General features: G+C 62.5%; 16 protein-coding genes. 12 read left to right on the top strand and 4 right to left on the bottom strand.

What is annotated here, in order from left to right; all coding sequences use genetic code 11:
- The 3 genes from cysC to M653_RS0130190 form a co-directional block, all read left to right on the top strand.
- The coding region (cysC, locus tag M653_RS01000000134010; protein WP_032936488.1) for an adenylyl-sulfate kinase at nucleotides 1–1,049 on the top strand (1,049 nt) is incomplete at its 5' end.
- A gap of 10 nt (nucleotides 1,050–1,059) precedes the next feature.
- Nucleotides 1,060–1,860, top strand: a complete 801-nt coding sequence (cysQ, locus tag M653_RS0130195; RefSeq protein ID WP_032936487.1) for a 3'(2'),5'-bisphosphate nucleotidase CysQ — start codon at nucleotides 1,060–1,062, stop codon at nucleotides 1,858–1,860.
- A 54-nt stretch (nucleotides 1,861–1,914) separates the two neighbouring features.
- On the top strand, nucleotides 1,915–3,177 hold the full coding sequence (locus tag M653_RS0130190; protein ID WP_027146648.1) for an O-antigen ligase family protein: 1,263 nt from the start codon (nucleotides 1,915–1,917) through the stop codon (nucleotides 3,175–3,177).
- Nucleotides 3,178–3,249: 72 nt separating this feature from the next.
- Here the strand turns inward: M653_RS0130190 and M653_RS0130185 are convergent, their stop codons facing one another.
- From M653_RS0130185 to M653_RS0130170, 4 genes are all read right to left on the bottom strand, one after another.
- Nucleotides 3,250–4,392, bottom strand: a complete 1,143-nt coding sequence (locus M653_RS0130185; RefSeq protein WP_027146647.1) for a DegT/DnrJ/EryC1/StrS aminotransferase family protein — start codon at nucleotides 4,390–4,392, stop codon at nucleotides 3,250–3,252.
- A gap of 230 nt (nucleotides 4,393–4,622) precedes the next feature.
- Nucleotides 4,623–5,546, bottom strand: coding sequence for a carbohydrate kinase (locus M653_RS0130180; protein WP_027146646.1), 924 nt, complete (start codon nucleotides 5,544–5,546; stop codon nucleotides 4,623–4,625).
- Nucleotides 5,543–5,989 (bottom strand): RbsD/FucU domain-containing protein, encoded by a 447-nt coding sequence (locus tag M653_RS0130175; RefSeq protein WP_027146645.1) that lies wholly within the window; start codon nucleotides 5,987–5,989, stop codon nucleotides 5,543–5,545. Before M653_RS0130175 ends, M653_RS0130180 begins: the two co-directional genes overlap by 4 nt.
- Complete coding sequence (locus M653_RS0130170) at nucleotides 5,990–7,216, bottom strand: ROK family transcriptional regulator (protein WP_027146644.1); 1,227 nt, start codon at nucleotides 7,214–7,216, stop codon at nucleotides 5,990–5,992.
- Between the two features lie 230 nt (nucleotides 7,217–7,446).
- Between M653_RS0130170 and M653_RS0130165 the strand changes: the two genes are divergently transcribed.
- The 9 genes from M653_RS0130165 to M653_RS0130125 form a co-directional block, all read left to right on the top strand.
- Entirely contained in the window at nucleotides 7,447–8,463 is a 1,017-nt protein-coding gene (locus M653_RS0130165) for a sugar ABC transporter substrate-binding protein (protein ID WP_027146643.1), read from the top strand.
- Nucleotides 8,464–8,618: 155 nt separating this feature from the next.
- Nucleotides 8,619–9,680, top strand: coding sequence for an ABC transporter permease (locus M653_RS0130160; protein ID WP_027146642.1), 1,062 nt, complete (start codon nucleotides 8,619–8,621; stop codon nucleotides 9,678–9,680).
- Nucleotides 9,677–10,459 carry an ATP-binding cassette domain-containing protein gene (locus tag M653_RS0130155; RefSeq protein ID WP_027146641.1) on the top strand — a complete coding sequence of 261 codons (783 nt, stop codon included), beginning with the start codon at nucleotides 9,677–9,679 and terminating at the stop codon, nucleotides 10,457–10,459. The genes M653_RS0130160 and M653_RS0130155 overlap by 4 nt, the downstream gene beginning before the upstream one ends.
- A 133-nt stretch (nucleotides 10,460–10,592) precedes the next feature.
- Nucleotides 10,593–13,055 (top strand): glycogen/starch/alpha-glucan phosphorylase, encoded by a 2,463-nt coding sequence (locus M653_RS0130150; RefSeq protein ID WP_027146640.1) that lies wholly within the window; start codon nucleotides 10,593–10,595, stop codon nucleotides 13,053–13,055.
- A gap of 105 nt (nucleotides 13,056–13,160) precedes the next feature.
- Complete coding sequence (gene glgB / locus M653_RS0130145; protein ID WP_027146639.1) at nucleotides 13,161–15,374, top strand: 1,4-alpha-glucan branching protein GlgB; 2,214 nt, start codon at nucleotides 13,161–13,163, stop codon at nucleotides 15,372–15,374.
- A 51-nt stretch (nucleotides 15,375–15,425) separates the two neighbouring features.
- The gene (gene glgC / locus M653_RS0130140; protein WP_027146638.1) at nucleotides 15,426–16,691 is read left to right on the top strand and encodes a glucose-1-phosphate adenylyltransferase; all 1,266 of its coding nucleotides are present in this window, start codon (nucleotides 15,426–15,428) and stop codon (nucleotides 16,689–16,691) included.
- Between the two features lie 78 nt (nucleotides 16,692–16,769).
- Nucleotides 16,770–18,215 (top strand): glycogen synthase GlgA, encoded by a 1,446-nt coding sequence (glgA, locus tag M653_RS0130135; RefSeq protein WP_027146637.1) that lies wholly within the window; start codon nucleotides 16,770–16,772, stop codon nucleotides 18,213–18,215.
- Nucleotides 18,216–18,218: 3 nt separating this feature from the next.
- Complete coding sequence (locus tag M653_RS0130130; RefSeq protein ID WP_027146636.1) at nucleotides 18,219–19,847, top strand: alpha-D-glucose phosphate-specific phosphoglucomutase; 1,629 nt, start codon at nucleotides 18,219–18,221, stop codon at nucleotides 19,845–19,847.
- A gap of 95 nt (nucleotides 19,848–19,942) precedes the next feature.
- Nucleotides 19,943–20,178, top strand: a 236-nt coding sequence (locus M653_RS0130125; protein ID WP_027146635.1) for a transposase, incomplete at its 3' end; no start/stop codon positions are given.

Genomic DNA, 20,178 nt, shown 5'->3' with positions numbered 1-20,178 from the left:
ATCTCAAACAGGCAGTGGCCGGCCAGGCCATAACGCTCGTCCTCGACGACGAGGTCGAGATCTCACGCGGCAACATGCTGGTTTCGCCGGCCGCACGGCCGCAGGTCGCCGACCAGTTCGCCGCCAGCATCGTCTGGTTCGACGAAAATGCGCTGCTGCCTGGCCGGTCCTATATCCTGCGCACCGAGACCGATCANACCAGCGCCACCGTCACCGATCTGAAATACCGCATCAACGTCAACGACTTTGCCCATGAGGCGGCCAAGTCGCTTGAAATGAACGAAGTCGGCATCTGCAACATCTCGACGCGGACGCCGATCGCCTTCGATCCGTTTGGCGAGAACCGCACCACCGGCGCCTTCATCCTGGTCGACCGCATCTCAAACGCCACGGTCGGCGCCGGCATGATCCTGCATTCGCTGCGCCGCGCCGAAAACATCCATTGGCAATCGCTCGATGTCGGCAAGGGCGTGCGCGCCGACATGAAGAACCAGCGGCCCGCCGTGTTCTGGTTCACGGGGCTTTCGGGCTCCGGCAAGTCGACCATCGCCAACCTATTCGAGAAGAAGCTGTTCGCCACTGGCCGCCATACCTATATCCTGGACGGCGACAATGTCCGTCACGGTCTCAACCGCGACCTTGGATTCACCGACGCCGATCGCGTCGAGAACATTCGCCGCGTCGCCGAAGTGGCCAAGCTGATGGCGGACGCCGGGCTGATCGTCATCGTCTCGTTCATTTCGCCGTTCAGAGCCGAGCGGCGCATGGCGCGCGAATTGATGGCCAGTGGCGAGTTCATCGAAGTCTTTGTCGACACGCCTTTCGAGGAATGCGCCAGGCGTGACCCGAAGGGCCTCTATGCGCGCGCGCTGAATGGCGAGATCAAGAATTTCACCGGTGTCGATTCTCCTTACGAAGCACCGGAGAACCCGGAGATCCATCTCAAGACGCTCGGCAAGTCGCCTGAAGAGATGGTAGATGCCCTGGAACACTGGCTGAACGAGCGTGACATTGCGGAAGATCAATATGACAATGGCGGCGGCATCTGACGACACGGCGATGCTTGAGATCTTCGAGCGGCTGGCGCTAGCGGCCGGGCGTGAGGTCATGCGTGTGTTCCACGCCGGCTGCGCGGTCGACCGCAAATCGGATTCCTCGCCGGTGACCGAGGCGGACCGCGAGAGCGAGAAGATTATCCTCGCCGGGCTGCGTGCGGAATTCCCCGACATTCCCTGCGTGGCCGAGGAGGAGGCGGCGGCCGGTGTCATGCCGGGCGAACTTGGCGAGACCTTCTTCCTCATTGATCCGCTTGACGGCACCAAGGAATTCGTCAACCGGCGCACCGACTTCACCGTCAACATCGCGCTTGCCCGCCATGGCGTGCCGGAAGTCGGCGTTGTCTTCGCGCCATGCAGCGGCCGCTTCTTTTCCGGTCTGCCGGGCACGGCGGAAGCCCTCGAAATCGATGGCGACTACCGGATCGTTTCTCGCCGGCCGATTTCGGTGAGAACGGCCGCGACGCCGCTGGCGGTGGTTGCCAGCCGCTCGCACAACACGCCGGAAACCGAAGCCTATATTCGCCACCTTGGTGCCGCCGAGATCGTCTCGGTCGGTTCGTCGCTGAAATTCTGCCTTCTCGCCAATGGCGAGGCGGATGTCTATCCGCGCTTCGGCCGCACCATGGAATGGGACACGGCGGCGGGTGACGCGGTGCTGCGCGCCGCCGGTGGCACGACACGCACGCTGGACGGCAAGCCCTTGGCCTATGGCAAGCGCAACCAGGCCGATGACGAGGACTTCGCCAATCCGCATTTCATCGCCAGCGGCAGGGTTGCAACCGCAGGACGTATCGAACGTTGAGGTGCCTTCGCCGATAACCTATCCTGTATAGGCGTTCCCTGAGTCGGTAGTTGAATGTCCTTTTTTCAGAAATGCCATGCCGTCATTCTGGGCGGGTTTCCGGTATGGACCAGCAATCGCGACGAAATAGTCCTCAGGATGTTGCTGGGCCTCTACGCCCTCTCTCCCGCCCTTTTCGTCTTCATCGAAATGTCTCCGACGGCCCTGGCATTTGTCGCGGCACTCATGGGCGCTCTTGCCCTTTTGACGAAGGGTGCGCGCTTTGGCAGGGCAACGATGGGCCTCGCCGTAACTCTGGCCCTCTTGTCCGGCTTTGTCCTGTCGAGCGCCCTGTGGTCGGTTAACGCGAGCCGCTCTCTCATGGCGGCGAGGGACCTGTTTGGCTACTCGGTCGCCGCCATCCTGCTGTTTGAGTGCATTCTGGCGCTTCCGGGCGCTCAACGCGATCGGCTCGAGCGGGTCTCATTGGTCGGCATGTTGATCGGCCTGGTGTCGGTGATGGGTTGGGAACTGTATTTTGCGTTTTTGACCGAAAATCCGCGATTTGTGGAAAATGTTTTCACCCTCCACAAGATCACGGTCTATGGAGCTTTTTTTGCCGTCATATTTCTTGCCCAGCCGCGGCTCGTCTGGAGGGGGCTTGCGGCTCTCTTTGCCGTGCTGACATTGCTCTACGGTCAATCGACCGGCGTCAATCTGGCGATTGTCTTCGTGGCGGTGATGTTTGTCATGCCCGCCAAATACCGCCAACACGCCTTGGTCGCATTCTTCGCCGTCTATTTGTCTTTTGCCCTGATCGCCCCCTTCGTCGTCTCGCCGCTGTTCGCCTACCTCAAAACCACGGGATGGCTGGCCTTCTATCCAGGAACGTTCGCCGCGCGGCTTGATCTTTGGCAGATGATCTCGCCCCACATTGCGGACCAGCCCGTTCTCGGCCATGGCGCCAATACGATGAGAAACGCGGCCGGGGTTGTGGTGAGTCCCACATATTATGCGCAGGTGGATCTCCCAAGCGCACACAATATCGTATTCGATTTGTGGTACGAGCTCGGAGCGCTGGGCATCATTGTGTATGGGGTGCTCCTGGGCGCGATCATAAGAATGATCGGCGGTTTGCGGGGCCCCTGCCATTTCATAGCCAGCAACTACCTGATCATAGCTGTTGTCGAACTGTCGGTCGACCATCGGATCTGGTTGTCATGGGTGCTGGGCACTTTGGTCTTCACAGCAGGGATCTGCATATTGCAGTGCCGTTCCGTGACCCGGCCGGGAATGGATGACCGGACCACAAGACGCGCGCCGACCGTCTCAGAATAACGGCGCGACGCGCCGGCCTGCGCCCCGACCGCTCTAAGCGAACGAGGTGTGTCGGCCTCTGCTATCAGGCGCCTATTCGGCCGCGGCCTGCGCCGAGTTCGAGCCGATATAGTTGCGGATCGTTTCGATGATCCGGCCCTGGTCGGCCTCGCTAAGATAGGGATGCATCGGCAGGCACAGGATGCGTTTCGGCAGGTCCTCCGAAACCGCAAGACCGGTCGGCGAGCGCGGGTAGTCGCGATAGGCGATCTGCTCATGCAGCGGCTTGACGTAATAGATGACAGACGGGATGCCTTTTTCGCTCAGATGCGCTTTAAGGCCGTCGCGTTTGGGCGTTTCGATCGCGTATTGCGCCCAGGCCGAATGGCTGCCATCCAGGTTACGGGCCGCGGTGACGATGTCGCCCAGGCCTTCTGCATAACGCTTGGCTACCACCTGCCGCGCTACCATTTCTTCCTCGAGGATGGCCAGCTTCTCGATCAGGATTGCCGCCTGCAGCGTATCCAGCCGTGAATTGATGCCGACGCGGATGTTGTCGTATTGCGTCTCGCCCTTGCCGTGGAAGGCGAAGGAACGCAGCGTGTCGGCCAAAGCGTCATCATTGGTGAACATCGCGCCGCCGTCGCCATAGCAGCCAAGCGGCTTGGCCGGATAGAAGCTGGTCGAGCCGACATGGCCGAACGAGCCGCACATCCTGCTTTCGAGCGAACCACCCATGGACTGCGCGGCATCCTCGATCACCAACAAGCCTTCGCGATTGGCGATAGCCATGATCGCCTCGTAGTCGGCGGCAAGACCGAACAGGTCGACGGGGATGATCGCCTTCGGCTTCAGCCGGCCTTCCTTCTTGATGGCCGCGATCGCCGCCTCGAGGCTGGCGATGTCGATGTTGTAGGTCTTCGGATCGACATCGACGAAAACCGGCTCGGCCTTGGCCAGCGCCACCACTTCCGCCGTGGCGGCGAAAGTGAAGCTCGGCACGAACACCGCGTCACCCGGGCCGATGCCGGCGGCAAACAGCGGCAAAAGCAGTGCGTCCGTGCCGTTGGCGCACGCGACCACATGCTTGACGCCGACATAGGCGGCGAGCTTCTTTTCGAATTCGGCGACCTGGGGGCCAAAGATGTAGCGGCCATCCTCGACAACATGGTCGATCGCGGCTTTCAGCCGGTCGCGGATTCGTTCGCGCTGCGCGCCAAGATCGATGAACTGCATGTCGGCCTCAATACCTGCCAATAACCGGCCCGCTGGTACCAGACTTGGCGCGGCTGAAAAAGCCGGCTGCGGACCGGGCATCGGGTGCAAGTGTCGCAGCCCGTTACCCGTGTTTTGCCGGCGCATTGCCCCAAAAAGCCGGGAATCCAGGCTTGGCGGTGCAATTCAGGCCATTTTTGTCGCGGTTTTCTGGCGCATGGAAACATAAAGTGATCGCTTCCGGGAGGCGATCAGCCGATCTCGTGTAGCCAGGGGGGATTGGCGCCGGCTCGTGATACCGTCACTGCCGCTGCCTTGGCGCCGAGCGCCAATGCTTTGCGGATTGCGTCTTCGGACAGGCTGGAAATCGCCGCCTTCGCCAGCAGGCCTTGCTCATGCAGGGAGGCAAGGATGCCGGCGTTGAACGTGTCCCCGGCGCCGACGGTGTCCACCACCTTGACTGTCTCCGGTATGACGGTGACACGGTGCTGCTTGCTGTAGCCAACGGCACCTTCGCTGCCATGGGTGACGACGATCAGCTTGGGGCCGCGGTCGAGCCAATTGCGCACCACATCCTCGTGCGAACCGGCTTCGCCGAACCAGTGGAGGTCTTCGTCCGACAGTTTGACGATGTCGGCCATCGCCATCATCTCTCGGATGCGCCTGAGGTGCTTGGCCTTGTCGGGGATGAAGTTCGGCCGGATGTTGGGATCGAGCATCATCACGCGGGCCTCATGCTCGCGCCGCATGAACTCCTCATAGGCCGAGCCAGCCGGCTCCGAGATCAGGCTGATGGCGCCGAACAGCATCGCCTCGATCTCGCCGCCGAGTTGCGGCAGGTCTTCGATGGTCAGCATGCGCCCGGCCGTGTTCTCGTCATAGAAGGTGTAGGTCGCCTGGCCGTTGTTCAGCCGCACGAAGGCCAGCGTCGTCGGCCGGGGCGAAGTGTGCGCGTAGGTTGAACTCACTTTGCTTGCCCTGAGCGCGTCCCGGAACTGGCCGCCGAACAGGTCCGACGACAGGCCCGAGAAGAAGCCGGCCGGCGCGCCGAGCCGGCCGAGCGCGATCGCCGTGTTGAAAACGGCGCCGCCGACATAGGGAGCAAAGGCCGGCTCACCCTGCGTGGTGGTGCGCGGCAGCATGTCGATCAGGGCTTCGCCGCAGCAGAGGATCATGGCTTCCTGGTCTCCGGCGGATAGATCACGCCCTTGCGGATGATGATGTTGGCGTAAAGCCGCGGCTCGCTTGTCGCGACGATGGCATGCGCCGATCTGACCCGTGCATAGAAGTCGGCGCCGGCCAGCGCAACCACCTTGCGGCCCGGAGCTCGTTTGGCGCAGATCGCCTCCATTTCACGATGGACGGGGTCGGCAAGCGACGGATCGCCTTTCACCGAGGCGCGAAACAGCGCCTCCGGCACGACATCGTCGACCGGAAGCAGCGTCAGTATCGCGTCGAGTACGGGAATGAGGGCATGGCCGTCGGTCCGGATGAGGCGTCTTGCCTGCTCTTGCGCCGGATAGTTCCCGTCGACCAGGGCAATCTCGTCGCCATGGCCCATGGCGCGCAACGTCGCCAGAAGCTCCGGACCAAGCAGCGCCGGAATCCCGATCAGCATTCAGGCGCTCCTGGAGATCGTCGTCGAACCGATCAGGAACCGTTCGGAAAGCGGCAGGCTGGCGCCGCCGAGCGCCCGGGCATGGATGCCCACGGTCCCCTCGCGGACGGTCGGAAGTTTCAGCCCTTCGCCGTCGATCGCACCGATTGCCGTCACGACCGCCTCGACCAGCCTCTGGCGGACGGCCTTCGGCATCCAGCCGTCGATCACCGCGGCCTCGAAATCGATGACCGAGGACGCTGCCACGATGGCGTAAGCGAGCGCCCGCGAGGCGCTGGCGATCCACTCGTCGAGCTCAGCGCCGATCTCCCCCCAATCCTCGGGCGAGGTCCACAGATACGAGGCCTCGACGCCACGCGCATTGAGTGTTTTTTCGAGCATGGCGATCGAGGCCACGTCGATCAGCTGGGTCGGTTTTCCATCCGCCCCGGGCACGGGCATTGAGCCGAGCGCGCCGGCATTGCCGGTCGGTCCGCCGAAGAGCCGGCCGTTGAGCACGATGCCGCCGCCGGCAAAGGCGCCAATGTAGAAATAGACGAAGTCCCGCGCCGCGCCCGTCTGGCCGAAGACCAGTTCGGCGCCGCAGGCGGAGGTGGCATCGTTTTGCAGGTAGACCGGAAAATCGCACTGTGCCTGGATGTCGGCCCTGATATCGCGATGGCGCCATTCGTCCATGACGTCGCGCGGCGCGCCGGCGGTGTCGGCCCAGTTCCAAAGTTCGAACGGCATGGCGATGCCGAGTCCGGCAATGCGCTTGTCCTGCGCAGGTGTCAGCTCGCCGCGCATCGTCTTCATGCCCGACGTGACAAACTCGACCGTCTCGCGTGGGGCAGGGTAGCGGTAGGAATGCTGCAGCATGGCGCGCACCTGCCCGAGGAAATCGATCAGCACGAGTTCGGCGCTACGGCGGCCGATCTTGAGGCCGATGAAGAAGGCGCCCTCGGGATTGAGCGCCATGGGGATCGAGGGCTGACCGATCTTGCCACGCAACGGCGCCTGGCGCACGAGCAGGCTTTCTTCCTCCAGTTCGCGCATGATGACCGAGACCGTCTGCGCCGAAAGTCCGGTCATGCGGGCAATGTCGGACTTCGCAAGACTGCCGTGCTGGCGCACCAGCGAAAGCACCAGGCGCTCGTTGTGGTCGCGCATGCCGCTCTGGTTGGTGCCGCGGTGAATAAGGCTCTCGTTCGCTTCGGGCGAACCATGCCTCGCAGTGGCGGTCTCCACCCTGTTCCTCCCGTCGTTTCCCCGGCAATGCTTTTGGGCCAGAATGAGTGAACGACGCAAGGCTGTCAATAATAAATAAGAGTGATTTAATTATTGACAGATGCCTTTGTGTGGTGTTCTTTGAGGGGGCATCCGCGCTGGGAGAAGTCGCTTGGATGCCGTGCGGGTGCCGGTTGGCCGGCATTCGAAAATGGTCCACTGGGAGGAAAATCGTGACCAATACAAAACTGTTGAAGTCCACTGTTTTTGCGGCGGCCGCGCTGGGTCTGATGGCGTTCGCTTCGTCCGCATCAGCCGCCGGCGTCGGCGCCTGCCTGATCACCAAGACCGACACCAATCCGTTCTTCGTCAAGATGAAGGAGGGCGCGACCGCCAAGGCCAAGGAACTTGGCGTCGATCTCAAGACCTATGCGGGCAAGATCGACGGTGACAGCGAGAGCCAGGTGGCGGCGATCGAAAGCTGCATCGCCGATGGCGCCAAGGGCATTCTGATCACCGCGTCCGACACCAAGGGCATCGTGCCGACGGTGAAGAAGGCGCGCGATGCGGGCCTGCTGGTGATTGCGCTCGACACGCCGCTCGACCCGATCGACGCCGCCGACGCGACCTTCGCCACCGACAATCTGGAGGCCGGCAAGCTGATCGGCGCCTGGGCCGCCGCCACGCTGGGCGACAAGGCCAAGGATGCCAAGATCGGCTTCCTCGACCTGACCCCCTCGCAGCCGACCGTGGACGTTCTGCGCGACCAGGGCTTCATGATGGGCTACGGCATCGACGTGAAGGACCCCAACAAGATCGGCGATGAGGTGGATCCGCGCATCGTCGGCCATGATGTGACGAACGGCAACGAAGAAGGCGGCCGCAAGGCGATGGAAAACCTTCTCCAGAAGGACAACACCATCACCGTCATCCACACCATCAACGAGCCGGCAGCGGTCGGCGCCTATCAGGCGCTCAAGGCCGTCGGCCTCGAAAGCCAGGTGCTTATCGTCTCGGTCGACGGCGGTTGCCCCGGCGTGAAGTCGGTCGCCGAAGGCGTCATCGGCGCCACCTCGCAGCAATATCCGCTGCAGATGGCCGCACTCGGCATCGAAGCGATCGCCGCTTTCGCCAAGGATGGCACCAAGCCGAAGCCGACCGAGGGCAAGAACTTCTTCGACACCGGCGTCAATCTCGTCACCGACAAGCCCGCCAACGGCGTCAAGTCCATCGACACCAAGGAAGGCCTCGCCAAGTGCTGGGGCTGATGCCGGCCTGACCGGAACAAAACCCATCGGCCGGGGGCTTGATCCCCGGCCGCATCGGGTGGACGATGCATCACTGTAAACGCGAATAATCCCGGCGACAGACCGGAAGGCGTGGACGGCGTCAGCGCGTGGCTGAAGCCCTACGGGGAGAAAACATGGCTCAAGTTCAGGAATTCGAGAAGGTTCTCTCGGCCAGCGACACAAGCGTGGCCGCTTTCGACGAGCACAAATCAGCCGTCAAGCGCATCCAGCATTTTCTGCATTCGACGCCGGCCGCCGTGCCGCTGATCGTGCTGCTTCTGTCGATTATCATCTTCGGCATCACGATCGGAGGGCGATTCTTCTCGTCCTACACACTGACGCTGATCCTGCAGCAGATCGCCATCGTCGGCATTCTCGGGGCCGCGCAGACGCTGGTCATCCTGACCGCCGGCATCGACCTGTCGATCGGGGTGATCATGGTGATTTCGGCCGTGATCATGGGCAATTGCGCGGTCAGCTACGGCATGCCGAGCGTGCTCGCCGTGGCGATCGGGCTTGCCGCCGGTGCGGCTTGCGGGCTGCTGAACGGGCTACTGGTCGCCTATATGAAGCTGCCGCCCTTCATCGTGACGCTTGGCACCTGGAACATCGTCATGGCCACCAATTTCATCTATTCGGCCAATGAGACGATCCGCGACACCGACGTCGACAATCAGGCGCCGCTGCTGCACCTGTTTGCCCTGAGCTTCAAGGTCGGCACGGCGGTGCTGACGCTCGGCGTCATCGCCACGGTCGTGCTCGTGCTGGTTCTTTGGTACGTGCTCAACCACACCGCATGGGGCCGTCATGTCTACGCCGTCGGCGACGACCAGGAGGCGGCGAAGCTGTCGGGTATCCAGACCAAGAAGGTGCTGATGACGGTCTACACCCTTGCCGGGTTGATCGCCGCTTTCGCGGCCTGGGTTTCGATCGGCCGCAACGGCTCGATCTCGCCGTCCGCCGCCGTCACCGACTACAATCTGCAGGCGATCACCGCGACGGTGATCGGCGGTATTTCTCTCTTCGGCGGCCGCGGCTCCATCCTCGGCACCTTGTTCGGCGCCATGATCGTCGGCGTCGTCTCGATGGGCCTCAACATGCTGGGCGCCGATCCGCAATGGAAAGTGCTGCTCACCGGCGTGCTGATCATCGGCGCCGTCGCCATCGACCAATGGATCAGAAAGGTTTCGGCATGACCCAGGAACCCATCCTCACCGCGCGCGGTCTGGTCAAGCGCTATGGCCGCGTCACGGCTCTCGACAATGCCGATTTCGACCTTTACCCCGGCGAAATCCTTGCCGTCATCGGCGACAACGGCGCCGGCAAGTCGTCGCTCATCAAGGCGATTTCCGGCGCGGCCGTGCCGGACGAAGGCGAAATCCGGCTCGAAGGCAAACCTGTCTCCTTCAAGTCGCCGATGGAAGCTCGCGAAGCCGGCATCGAAACCGTCTACCAGAACCTGGCGCTGTCGCCGGCGCTGTCGATCGCCGACAACATGTTCCTCGGCCGCGAGATCCGCAAACCCGGCTTTGTCGGCCAGTGGCTTCGCATGCTCGACCGTCCGGCAATGGAAAAGCGCGCCCGCGACAAGCTCACCGAACTCGGCTTGATGACCATCCAGAACATCAGCCAGGCGGTGGAGACGCTGTCGGGCGGCCAGCGCCAGGGCGTTGCGGTGGCCCGCGCCGCCGCCTTCGGCTCGAAGATGGTGATCATGGACGAGCCGACGGCGGCACTGGGCGTCAAGGAGAGCCGCCGCGTGCTCGAACTGATCCTCGACGTGAAGAAGCGCGGTCTGCCGATCGTGCTGATCTCGCACAACATGCCGCACGTCTTCGAGGTGGCCGACCGTATCCACATCCACCGTCTGGGCCGTCGCCTGTGCGTCATCGACCCCAAGCAATATACGATGTCCGATGCCGTTGCCTTCATGACCGGGGCAAAAACACCCCCGGAGGTGGCACTGGCGGCCTGAACTGCCAGATTGCCGCAGGGTAAGCAGGCGGGAGTATTCTCTAATCGATTGAAAACATGCTGCAATGCACTAGGATGGGCTGGGAGAAACGGTGAAAGCCGGTATGATCAGGCCAAACCGAACGAGAGGCGATATGACATCCGCCATGACGATCGAAGCCCCCGCTCTCGACAATCCCGATCCCAAGACGCTCGCCGAAGAAGTCTTGATGTCGCTCAAATACCGGGTCGGCAAGGACACCACCGTCGCGACCCAGTACGACTGGCTGACCGCCTCGATCAAGGTCGTGCGCGATCGCATCGTCGACCATTGGATGCAGGCGACCAAGGAAGCCTACGACCAGCAGGAAAAGCGCGTCTATTACCTCTCGCTCGAATTCCTGATCGGGCGTCTGATGCGCGACGCCTTTTCCAATCTCGGCCTGATGGAGAACATGCGTGAGGCGCTGTCGTCGCTCGGCGTCGACCTCGACCTGATCGCGGCGCTCGAGCCGGACGCTGCCCTTGGCAATGGCGGCCTAGGACGGCTCGCCGCCTGCTTCATGGAAAGCATGGCGACCGTCGACATTCCCGCGCATGGCTACGGCATCCGCTATGCCAACGGCATGTTCCGCCAGGAAATCCATGACGGCTGGCAGGTCGAACTGCCCGAGACCTGGCTTGACCATGGCAACCCCTGGGAGTTCGAGCGCCGCGAGCGCTCCTTCGAAGTCGGCTTCGGCGGTTCGGTCGAATCGATCACCTCCAGGGAAGGGCGCCTCGAGCGCCATGTCTGGAAGCCGAGGGAATATGTTCTGGCGGTCGCCTACGATACGCCCGTGGCCGGCTGGCGCGCCAAGCGCGTCAACACGCTACGACTATGGTCAGGCATGCCGATCGATCCGATCCTGCTCGACAAGTTCAATGCCGGCGACCACATCGGGGCGCTGGCTGAAAGCAACAAGGCCGATGCGCTGTCGCGCGTGCTCTATCCAGCCGATTCCCACATGGCCGGGCAGGAGCTCAGGCTGCGCCAGGAATACTTCTTCTCGACCGCTTCGCTGCAGGACATCGTCCAGCGCCATCTCAGCCAATATGGCGACCTGAAGTCGCTGCCCGACAAGGCCGCGATCCACCTCAACGACACCCATCCGGCGATCGCCGTGCCTGAACTGATGCGGCTCTTGATGGATGTCCATGGCATGGATTTCGATCTCGCCTGGGACATCACCAAGCGCACCTTCGGCTACACCAACCATACGCTGCTGCCCGAGGCGCTGGAAAGCTGGTCGGTGCCGCTGTTCGAGCGGCTCCTGCCGCGCCACATGCAGATCGTCTACGCCATCAACGCGCAGGTGCTGCTCGAAGCCCGCGCCACCGACCAGTTCTCGGACGAGCAGATCAGCCGCATCTCGCTGATCCAGGAGAATGGCGACCGCCGGGTGCGCATGGGCAATTTGGCCTTTGTCGGTTCGCATTCGATCAACGGCGTGTCGGCGCTGCACACCGAATTGATGAAGAAGACGGTCTTCGCCGACCTGCACAAACTTTATCCTGATCGCATCAACAACAAGACCAATGGCATCACGCCGCGGCGCTGGCTCATCCAGTGCAATCCGGGCCTCACCGCGCTTGCCCGCGAGGCAATCGGCGACCGCTTCATGGATGACATCGAGGCGATCAAGGGGCTCGATCCTCTCGCCGACGACACTGCCTTCCGCGAAAAATTCGCCGCCGTGAAGCGCCAGAACAAGGTGAGGCTTGCCAATCTGGTAGCCGATCGCCTCGGCATCAAGCTCGACCCTTCGGCGCTCTTCGACATCCAGGTCAAGCGCATCCACGAATACAAGCGCCAACTGCTCAACATCCTCGAAGCGATCGCGCTCTATGACCAGATCCGTTCGCATCCCGAGCGCGACTGGATGCCGCGCGTGAAATTCTTCGGCGGCAAGGCCGCGCCCAGCTACCACAACGCCAAGCTGATCATCAAACTGGCCAACGATGTCGCCAGGGTGATCAACAGTGACCCTTCGGTGCGCGGCCTGCTGAAGGTCGTGTTCGTACCGAACTACAATGTCAGCCTGGCCGAGGTGCTGATGCCGGCCGCCGATCTTTCCGAGCAGATCTCGACCGCAGGCATGGAAGCGTCGGGGACCGGCAACATGAAGTTCGCGCTGAACGGCGCGCTGACCATCGGCACGCTTGACGGCGCCAATGTCGAGATCAAGGAGCATGTCGGCGACGACAACATCTTCATCTTCGGCCTCACCACCGAAGAAGTCGCCGAGCGGCGCAACAATGGCTATAATCCGCGCGGCGTCATCGAAGCATCCTCGGAACTGGCGCAGGCGGTCGCGGCCGTTTCGTCAGGCGTCTTCTCGCCCGATGATCCCAATCGCTACCGCGATCTCATCAACGGTCTCTACGACACCGACTGGTTCATGGTCGCGGCGGATTTCGACGCCTATGCCGCCTGCCAGCGCGACGTCGATGCTGTCTGGCGCAACAGCCCGGACTGGTACGCGCGCGCCATCCGCAATGTCGCCCGCGTCGGCTGGTTCTCCTCCGATCGCACGATCCGTCAATACGCGAAAGAAATCTGGAACGTGCCGGTCTGATGTGATTGCATGAGCCACGAACAATGTGGTCCCGGTGATGCGAGTTGAATGTCAATTCACATCGCTGGAAATGAATAGCTGGTGCCCTGGGAGGGACGCTGCCTGATGAGGAAGCCGCGCGCGACCGCTGCGACAAGCGGGCCGGACGGACTGGCGCCAGCCAGCGATGTTGCGGCGATTGTCGCCGGTACGCACGGCAATCCCTTTGCGGTTCTCGGTGTCCAGGAGGCCGGCAAGAGCCTGTTCGCGCGCTGCTTCGTTCCGCACGCGCAGTCCGTCACCGCCTACACGCTGACCGGCATCGAGGCGGGCGAATTGACCAGGCGCGACGACGCCGGTTTCTTCGAGGGCAAGCTGTCGATCAGGAAGCGCCAACCGCTTCGCTACCACGCGCGAAATGCCGGCGGCGACTGGTGGCTGACCGATCCCTATTCGTTCGGCCCGGTGCTCGGGCCGATGGACGATTACTACATCGCCGAAGGTTCGCATCTCAGGCTGTTCGACAAGCTCGGCGCGCACGTCATCGAGCACGAAGGCGCTACCGGCGTGCATTTCGCGGTATGGGCGCCCAATGCCCGGCGCGTCTCGGTGGTCGGCGATTTCAATGACTGGGATGGCCGCCGGCATACGATGCGCGACCGTCGCGACACCGGCATCTGGGAGCTGTTCATTCCCGATATTGGTGCCGGCCGGCCCTATAAATACGAAATCATAGGCCCCGATGGCGTCAGGTTGCCGCTGAAGGCCGATCCGTTCGCCTTCAAGTCGGAGCTGCGCCCGGCAACCGCCTCTGTGACCGCGGTGCCGCCGGCCCATCCATGGGGTGACGAGGCGCATCGCGATTTCTGGCGCAACGCCGACCCTCGGCGCGAAGCTATCTCGATTTACGAAGTCCACGCCGGTTCCTGGCAGCTTCGCGACGACGGCACCTTCCTGTCATGGGATGAACTGGCCGACCGGCTGATCCCCTATGTGGTCGAGGCCGGTTTCACCCATGTCGAATTCCTGCCGATCTCCGAGCATCCCTATGACCCGTCCTGGGGCTACCAGACAACCGGCCTCTACGCGCCATCGGCCCGCTTCGGCGATCCGGACGGCTTTGCCCGCTTTGTCGATGGCGCCCACCGTGCCGGCATCGGCGTCATTCTCGACTGGGTGCCGGCGCATTTCCCTGTCGACGAGCACGGTCTGGTCCATTTCGACGGCACCGCGCTCTACGAGCATGCCGACCCGCGCAAGGGCTTCCACCCGGACTGGAATACCGCGATCTACAATTTCGGCCGCCGCGAGGTGGTGTCGTTCCTCGTCAACAACGCACTATTCTGGGCCGAAAAATACCATGTCGACGGTCTTCGCGTCGACGCGGTCGCCTCGATGCTCTACCTCGACTATTCGCGCAAGCAGGGCGAATGGATTCCCAACGAGAAGGGTGGGCGCGAAAACCTCGAGGCGGTCAGCTTCCTGCAGAAGATGAACAAGGAGCTCTACGGGCACCATCCCGGCGTTATGACCATCGCCGAGGAATCGACTTCATGGCCAAAGGTCTCGGCGCCTGTCCATGAAGGCGGGCTGGGCTTCGGCTTCAAGTGGAACATGGGCTTCATGCACGACACGCTGGAGTATTTTTCCAAGGAGCCGATTTTCCGCAAGCACCACCACAATGAGCTGACCTTCGGCCTGACCTACGCCTTCTCGGAGAATTTCGTGCTGCCGCTCTCGCATGACGAGGTCGTGCACGGCAAGGGCACACTGCTCGGCAAGATGGCCGGCGACGACTGGCAGAAATTCGCGACCTTGCGGGCCTATTACGGCTTCATGTGGGGATATCCCGGCAAGAAGCTGCTGTTCATGGGCCAGGAATTCGCGCAGCGCCGCGAATGGAGCGAGGCGCGCGCGCTCGATTGGAACCTGCTCGATTTCCGCCCGCATCGCGGTGTCTGGCAGACGGTGCGCGATCTCAACTATCTCTATCGTTCACGCCCGGCCCTGCATGGCCGCGACTGCGAGCCGGAAGGGTTTTCCTGGCTGATCGTCGACGACAGCCAGAATTCGGTTTTCGCCTGGGTGCGCAACGCTCCCGGCGGCAATCCGGTCGCCGTCATCTCCAATTTCACACCGGTGCCGCGCGACAATTATCGTGTGCCTCTGCCGAAGGCCGGCAAGTGGCGCGAGATCATCAACACCGACGCTTCCGAATATGGCGGCTCCGGCATGGGCAATGGCGGCGTGGTCGAGGCACGGGCGGAGGGCAAGAGCATTTCGGCAACGATGCTTCTGCCACCGCTGTCGACGATCATGCTTGAACTCGCCGCCGACTGAACTCGTTAAGGCTGGTCAACGCATAAAGACGAGTAACTTGGGAGGGTAGGAATGGCAGACTTGAAACGAACCCAGCCGCTGGCCCGCGACGCCATGGCCTATGTGCTGGCCGGCGGGCGCGGCAGCCGCCTCAAGGAACTGACCGACCGGCGCGCCAAGCCGGCGGTCTATTTCGGCGGCAAGACGCGCATCATCGATTTCGCGCTCTCCAATGCGCTCAATTCCGGCATCCGCCGCCTCGGCGTCGCCACTCAGTACAAGGCGCACTCGCTGATCCGCCACCTGCAGCGCGGCTGGAACTTCCTGCGGCCCGAGCGAAATGAGAGCTTCGACATCCTGCCGGCCAGCCAGCGCGTGTCGGAAACGCAATGGTATGAAGGCACGGCGGACGCCGTCTACCAGAACATCGACATCATCGAGGCCTATGGTCCGGAATACATGGTCATCCTGGCCGGCGATCACATCTACAAGATGGACTACGAGATGATGCTGCGCCAGCACGTCGATGCCGGCGCCGATGTCACCGTCGGCTGCCTCGAAGTGCCGCGCATGGAAGCGACCGGCTTCGGCGTCATGCATGTCGATGCCAAGGACAACATCATCGCCTTCGTCGAAAAGCCCGCCGATCCGCCGGGAATTCCGGGTAATCCGGAATTCGCCTTGGCCTCGATGGGCATCTACGTCTTCAAGACCAAGTTCCTGATGGAGCAACTGCGCCGCGACGCCGCCGAGCCGGGCTCCAGCCGAGACTTCGGCAAGGATATCATCCCCTATATCGTCACGCATGGTAAGGCGATCGCGCACCGGTTCACCAAGTCCTGCGTGCGTTCGACCGCCGAGAACGAGGCCTACTGGCGCGATGTCGGCACGGTCGACGCCTATTGGGAAGCCAATATCGACTTGACCGACGTGACGCCGGAACTCGACCTCTACGACCGCGACTGGCCGATCTGGACCTATGCCGAGTTGAAGCCGCCGGCAAAGTTCGTCCATGACGAGGACGGCAGGCGCGGTTCCGCCGTCTCGTCACTGGTGTCGGGCGATTGCATCGTCTCGGGCGCTTCGCTGAAGAAAAGCCTGATTTTCACCGGTGCGCGCATCAACTCCTATTCGACGCTGGAAGAGGTTGTCATGCTGCCCGACGTTCATGTCGGCCGGAACGCAAAGTTGAAGCGCGTCGTCATCGACCACGGTGTAAGGATACCGGAAGGGCTGGTGGTCGGCGAGGATCCCGCGATTGACGCCAAGCGCTTCCGCGTCTCGGAAAAGGGTATCTGCCTGATCACACAGGACATGATCAACAAGCTGTCACTTTAGGGTGTTTTGTGCATGTCGTGGTCCCAAAACCGCTACACGGTTCTGGGCGACATGGACCAGGAGCGGATCGTTAAGCGCATGCATGTTCTGTCGGTCACGCCCGAAATCTTCCCGCTGATCAAGACCGGCGGACTGGCTGACGTAACCGGCGCGCTGCCTATTGCGCTCTCGGCCAAGGGTGTGACCATGCGCACGCTCATCCCGGGCTTTCCGGTGGTGATGAACGCCTTCAAGAAAAAGAAGGCCGTCTATCAGTACCCTTTGCTGCAGGGCGGCAAGGCCTCGGTCCATGCCGTCGAGGTCGCCGGGCTCGACCTGTTCGTGCTCGACGCGCCGCATCTGTTCGACCGCCCTGGCGGTCCCTATGGCAACGCCTCGGGCGCCGATTGGCCGGACAATTGGCGGCGCTTCGCGGCGCTGAGCCAGGCCGGCGCCGATATCGCCGGCGGCGCCATTTCGGGCTACCTGCCTGACATCGTCCATGCTCATGACTGGCAGTCGGCGATGACCCTGGCTTATATGCGCTACGGCAAGGCCGTTGGCATACCGTCGATGATGACCGTCCACAATCTCGCCTTCCAGGGCCAGTTCGGCGCCGGCATTTTCGGTGAGCTCGGCCTGCCGGCCGCGGCGATGGCACTTGACGGCGTCGAATATTATGGCGGTGTCGGCTTCCTCAAGGCTGGCTTGCAAGCCGCCTGGGCGATCACAACGGTGAGCCCGACCTATGCGCAGGAGATCCGTTCGCCGGAATTCGGCATGGGCCTCGACGGTCTCATCAACATGCGTTCAAGCGATCTCCATGGCATCGTCAACGGCATCGATACCGCCATCTGGGATCCGGAGACCGACAAGCATCTGGTATCGACCTATACGGCCGAAACGTTGAAGACCCGGGCGCCCAACAGGGCCGCCGTCGAGGACCGTTTCGGCCTCGACCGCGACGACAGCCCGATTGTCTGCGTCGTCAGCCGGCTGACATGGCAGAAGGGCATGGACGTATTGGCGACGGTGGTCGACGGCATCGTCGCGACAGGCGCAAGGCTGGCCATCCTGGGCTCGGGCGACGCCGGCCTCGAAGGCGCGCTGCTGGCCGCGGCCGCACGCCACCGTGGCCGCATCGGCGTCGTCGTCGGCTATGATGAGCAGCTGTCGCACATCATGCAGGGCGGCTGCGACGCCATCGTTATTCCTTCGCGCTTCGAGCCTTGCGGGCTGACGCAGCTTTATGGCCTGCGCTATGGCTGCGTGCCGGTCGTCGCGCGCACTGGCGGCCTTGCCGACACCATCATCGATGCCAATGAAGCAGCAATGGCCGCGGGCGTGGCGACCGGGTTCCAATTTGCGCCCAACAATGGCGGCGCGCTGCTGCACGCCATCCGCCGCCTGGTCGATGCCCATGCCAGTCCCGCAAGCTTCGAAACCATCCAGCGCCAGGGCATGAAGACCGATCTGTCGTGGGACCGAAGCGCCGAAAAATACGTCGAACTTTATCGCCTGCTGCTTTCGAAAAGGGTTGTCTGAAGCATGATACGCACCGTCCCCACCAAGCCCTATTCCGACCAGAAGCCCGGTACGTCGGGACTGCGCAAGAAGGTACCAGTGTTCCAGCAGGAGCACTATGCCGAGAACTTCATCCAGTCGATCTTCGACGCGCTCGACGGATTTGCCGGCAAGACCCTGGTGATCGGCGGCGACGGCCGCTACTACAACCGCGAGGTCATCCAGAAGGCCATTGCCATGGCCGCCGCTAACGGTTTCAGCAAGGTGATGGTCGGGCAGGGCGGCATATTGTCGACGCCGGCGGCCTCTCATGTCATCCGAAAGTACAAGACCTTCGGCGGCATCATTCTGTCGGCCAGCCACAATCCTGGCGGCCCGCACGAGGATTTCGGTATCAAGTACAATGCGGGCAATGGCGGCCCGGCGCCGGAAAAGCTGACCGACGCCATCTTTGCCAAGACCAAGGCGATTTCGAGCTTCAAGACCGCCGACATCGATCCGATCGACATCGATACGGTCGGGAGCGTCAAGGCTGGCGGCATGACCATCGAGATCATCGATCCGGTCACCGACTATGCCGAGCTGATGGAGAGCCTGTTCGATTTCGATGCGCTGCGCAAACTGTTCAAGTCGGGCTTTCGCATGCGCTTCGACGCCATGCATGCGGTGACCGGACCCTACGCCAAGGAAATCCTCGAACACCGCCTCGGCGCACCGAACGGCACCTGCCGCAATTTCAAGCCGCTGCCGGATTTCGGCGGCCATCACCCCGATCCCAACCTTGTTCATGCCAAGCACCTCTATGACGAGATGATGGGACCGGACGCGCCGGATTTCGGCGCCGCCTCCGATGGTGACGGCGACCGCAATCTGATCATCGGCAAGAGCATTTTCGTCACCCCGTCGGATTCGGTCGCCATGCTCGCCGCCAATGCCCGCCTGGCGCCGGGCTACAAGGAAGGTCTGAAGGGCATTGCCCGCTCGATGCCGACCAGCGGTGCGGCCGACCGCGTCGCCCACAAGCTCGGTATCGGCATCTACGAGACGCCTACTGGCTGGAAGTTCTTCGGCAATCTGCTCGACGCCGGCATGGCGACCATCTGCGGCGAGGAAAGTGCCGGCACCGGCTCCAACCATGTCCGCGAAAAGGACGGTCTGTGGGCCGTGCTGCTGTGGCTCAACATCCTGGCCGCGCGCGGCGAAAGCTGCAAACAGATCGTCACCGAACATTGGGCGACCTATGGGCGCAATTACTATTCGCGGCACGACTATGAGGAGGTCGAGACCGACCGCGCCAATGCGCTTGTCGACGAACTCAGGGCCAAGCTAGGCTCGCTGCCGGGCACCAGCGTGCGTGGCCTGAAGATCGCCAAGGCCGACGATTTTGCCTATCACGACCCGGTCGACGGCTCGACCAGCGAGCACCAGGGTATAAGGGTGCTGTTCGAAGGCGGCTCGCGCGTCGTCTTCCGGCTTTCGGGCACCGGCACGTCAGGCGCGACCCTGCGCGTCTATATCGAACGCTACGAGCCGGACCAGGCGAGGCACGATCTCGACACGCAGGAGGCGCTCGCCGATCTCATCGCCGCCGCCGACGACATTGCCGGGATCAAGAGCCATACCGGCCGCAACAAACCCAGCGTGATTACTTGAGGGTGGTGGATGAGGTCTTCCCTTCTCCCCTTGTGGGCTTGTTGCGCAATTCTGGCATTGTGATTCACTTCGATTATTGCTCGGAGGGATTTGCGATGGCGGTGAAGCGGACGGGACAGATGAGCTTTGTCGAGGCGTTCCTTGGGAACAAGGCGGTTGGCTCGTCGGGAATCCTGGGTCGGATCGAGTCGCTGGTGAAGTGGTACCGTTTCGAGAAGCTGCTTGGCGGGCTCAATCATGGTGGTCCGGGCCATCCCGGCTGGCCAGCGCTGGTTCTCTTCAAGGCCCTGCTCTTGCAGTCGCTTTACGGGCTGTCGGACCGCGAGTTGGA

Origin of the sequence: Mesorhizobium sp. WSM3626 (assembly GCF_000513935.1) — a bacterium.
Classification (GTDB): domain Bacteria; phylum Pseudomonadota; class Alphaproteobacteria; order Rhizobiales; family Rhizobiaceae; genus Mesorhizobium; species Mesorhizobium salmacidum.
The sequence above is the reverse complement of the archived record's forward strand: the minus strand, read 5'-3'. Positions and strand labels throughout refer to the sequence as shown.

What these genes read in the sequence shown, in the direction of transcription:
- cysQ (WP_032936487.1), top strand. Translation starts at nt 1,060, where the DNA reads ATGCTTGAGATCTTCGAGCGGCTGGCGCTAGCGGCCGGGCGTGAGGTC.
- M653_RS0130190 (WP_027146648.1), top strand. Translation starts at nt 1,915, where the DNA reads ATGTCCTTTTTTCAGAAATGCCATGCCGTCATTCTGGGCGGGTTTCCG.
- M653_RS0130185 (WP_027146647.1), bottom strand. Translation starts at nt 4,392, where the DNA reads ATGCAGTTCATCGATCTTGGCGCGCAGCGCGAACGAATCCGCGACCGG.
- M653_RS0130180 (WP_027146646.1), bottom strand. Translation starts at nt 5,546, where the DNA reads ATGATCCTCTGCTGCGGCGAAGCCCTGATCGACATGCTGCCGCGCACC.
- M653_RS0130175 (WP_027146645.1), bottom strand. Translation starts at nt 5,989, where the DNA reads ATGCTGATCGGGATTCCGGCGCTGCTTGGTCCGGAGCTTCTGGCGACG.
- M653_RS0130160 (WP_027146642.1), top strand. Translation starts at nt 8,619, where the DNA reads ATGGCTCAAGTTCAGGAATTCGAGAAGGTTCTCTCGGCCAGCGACACA.
- M653_RS0130155 (WP_027146641.1), top strand. Translation starts at nt 9,677, where the DNA reads ATGACCCAGGAACCCATCCTCACCGCGCGCGGTCTGGTCAAGCGCTAT.
- M653_RS0130150 (WP_027146640.1), top strand. Translation starts at nt 10,593, where the DNA reads ATGACATCCGCCATGACGATCGAAGCCCCCGCTCTCGACAATCCCGAT.
- glgB (WP_027146639.1), top strand. Translation starts at nt 13,161, where the DNA reads ATGAGGAAGCCGCGCGCGACCGCTGCGACAAGCGGGCCGGACGGACTG.
- glgC (WP_027146638.1), top strand. Translation starts at nt 15,426, where the DNA reads ATGGCAGACTTGAAACGAACCCAGCCGCTGGCCCGCGACGCCATGGCC.
- glgA (WP_027146637.1), top strand. Translation starts at nt 16,770, where the DNA reads ATGCATGTTCTGTCGGTCACGCCCGAAATCTTCCCGCTGATCAAGACC.
- M653_RS0130130 (WP_027146636.1), top strand. Translation starts at nt 18,219, where the DNA reads ATGATACGCACCGTCCCCACCAAGCCCTATTCCGACCAGAAGCCCGGT.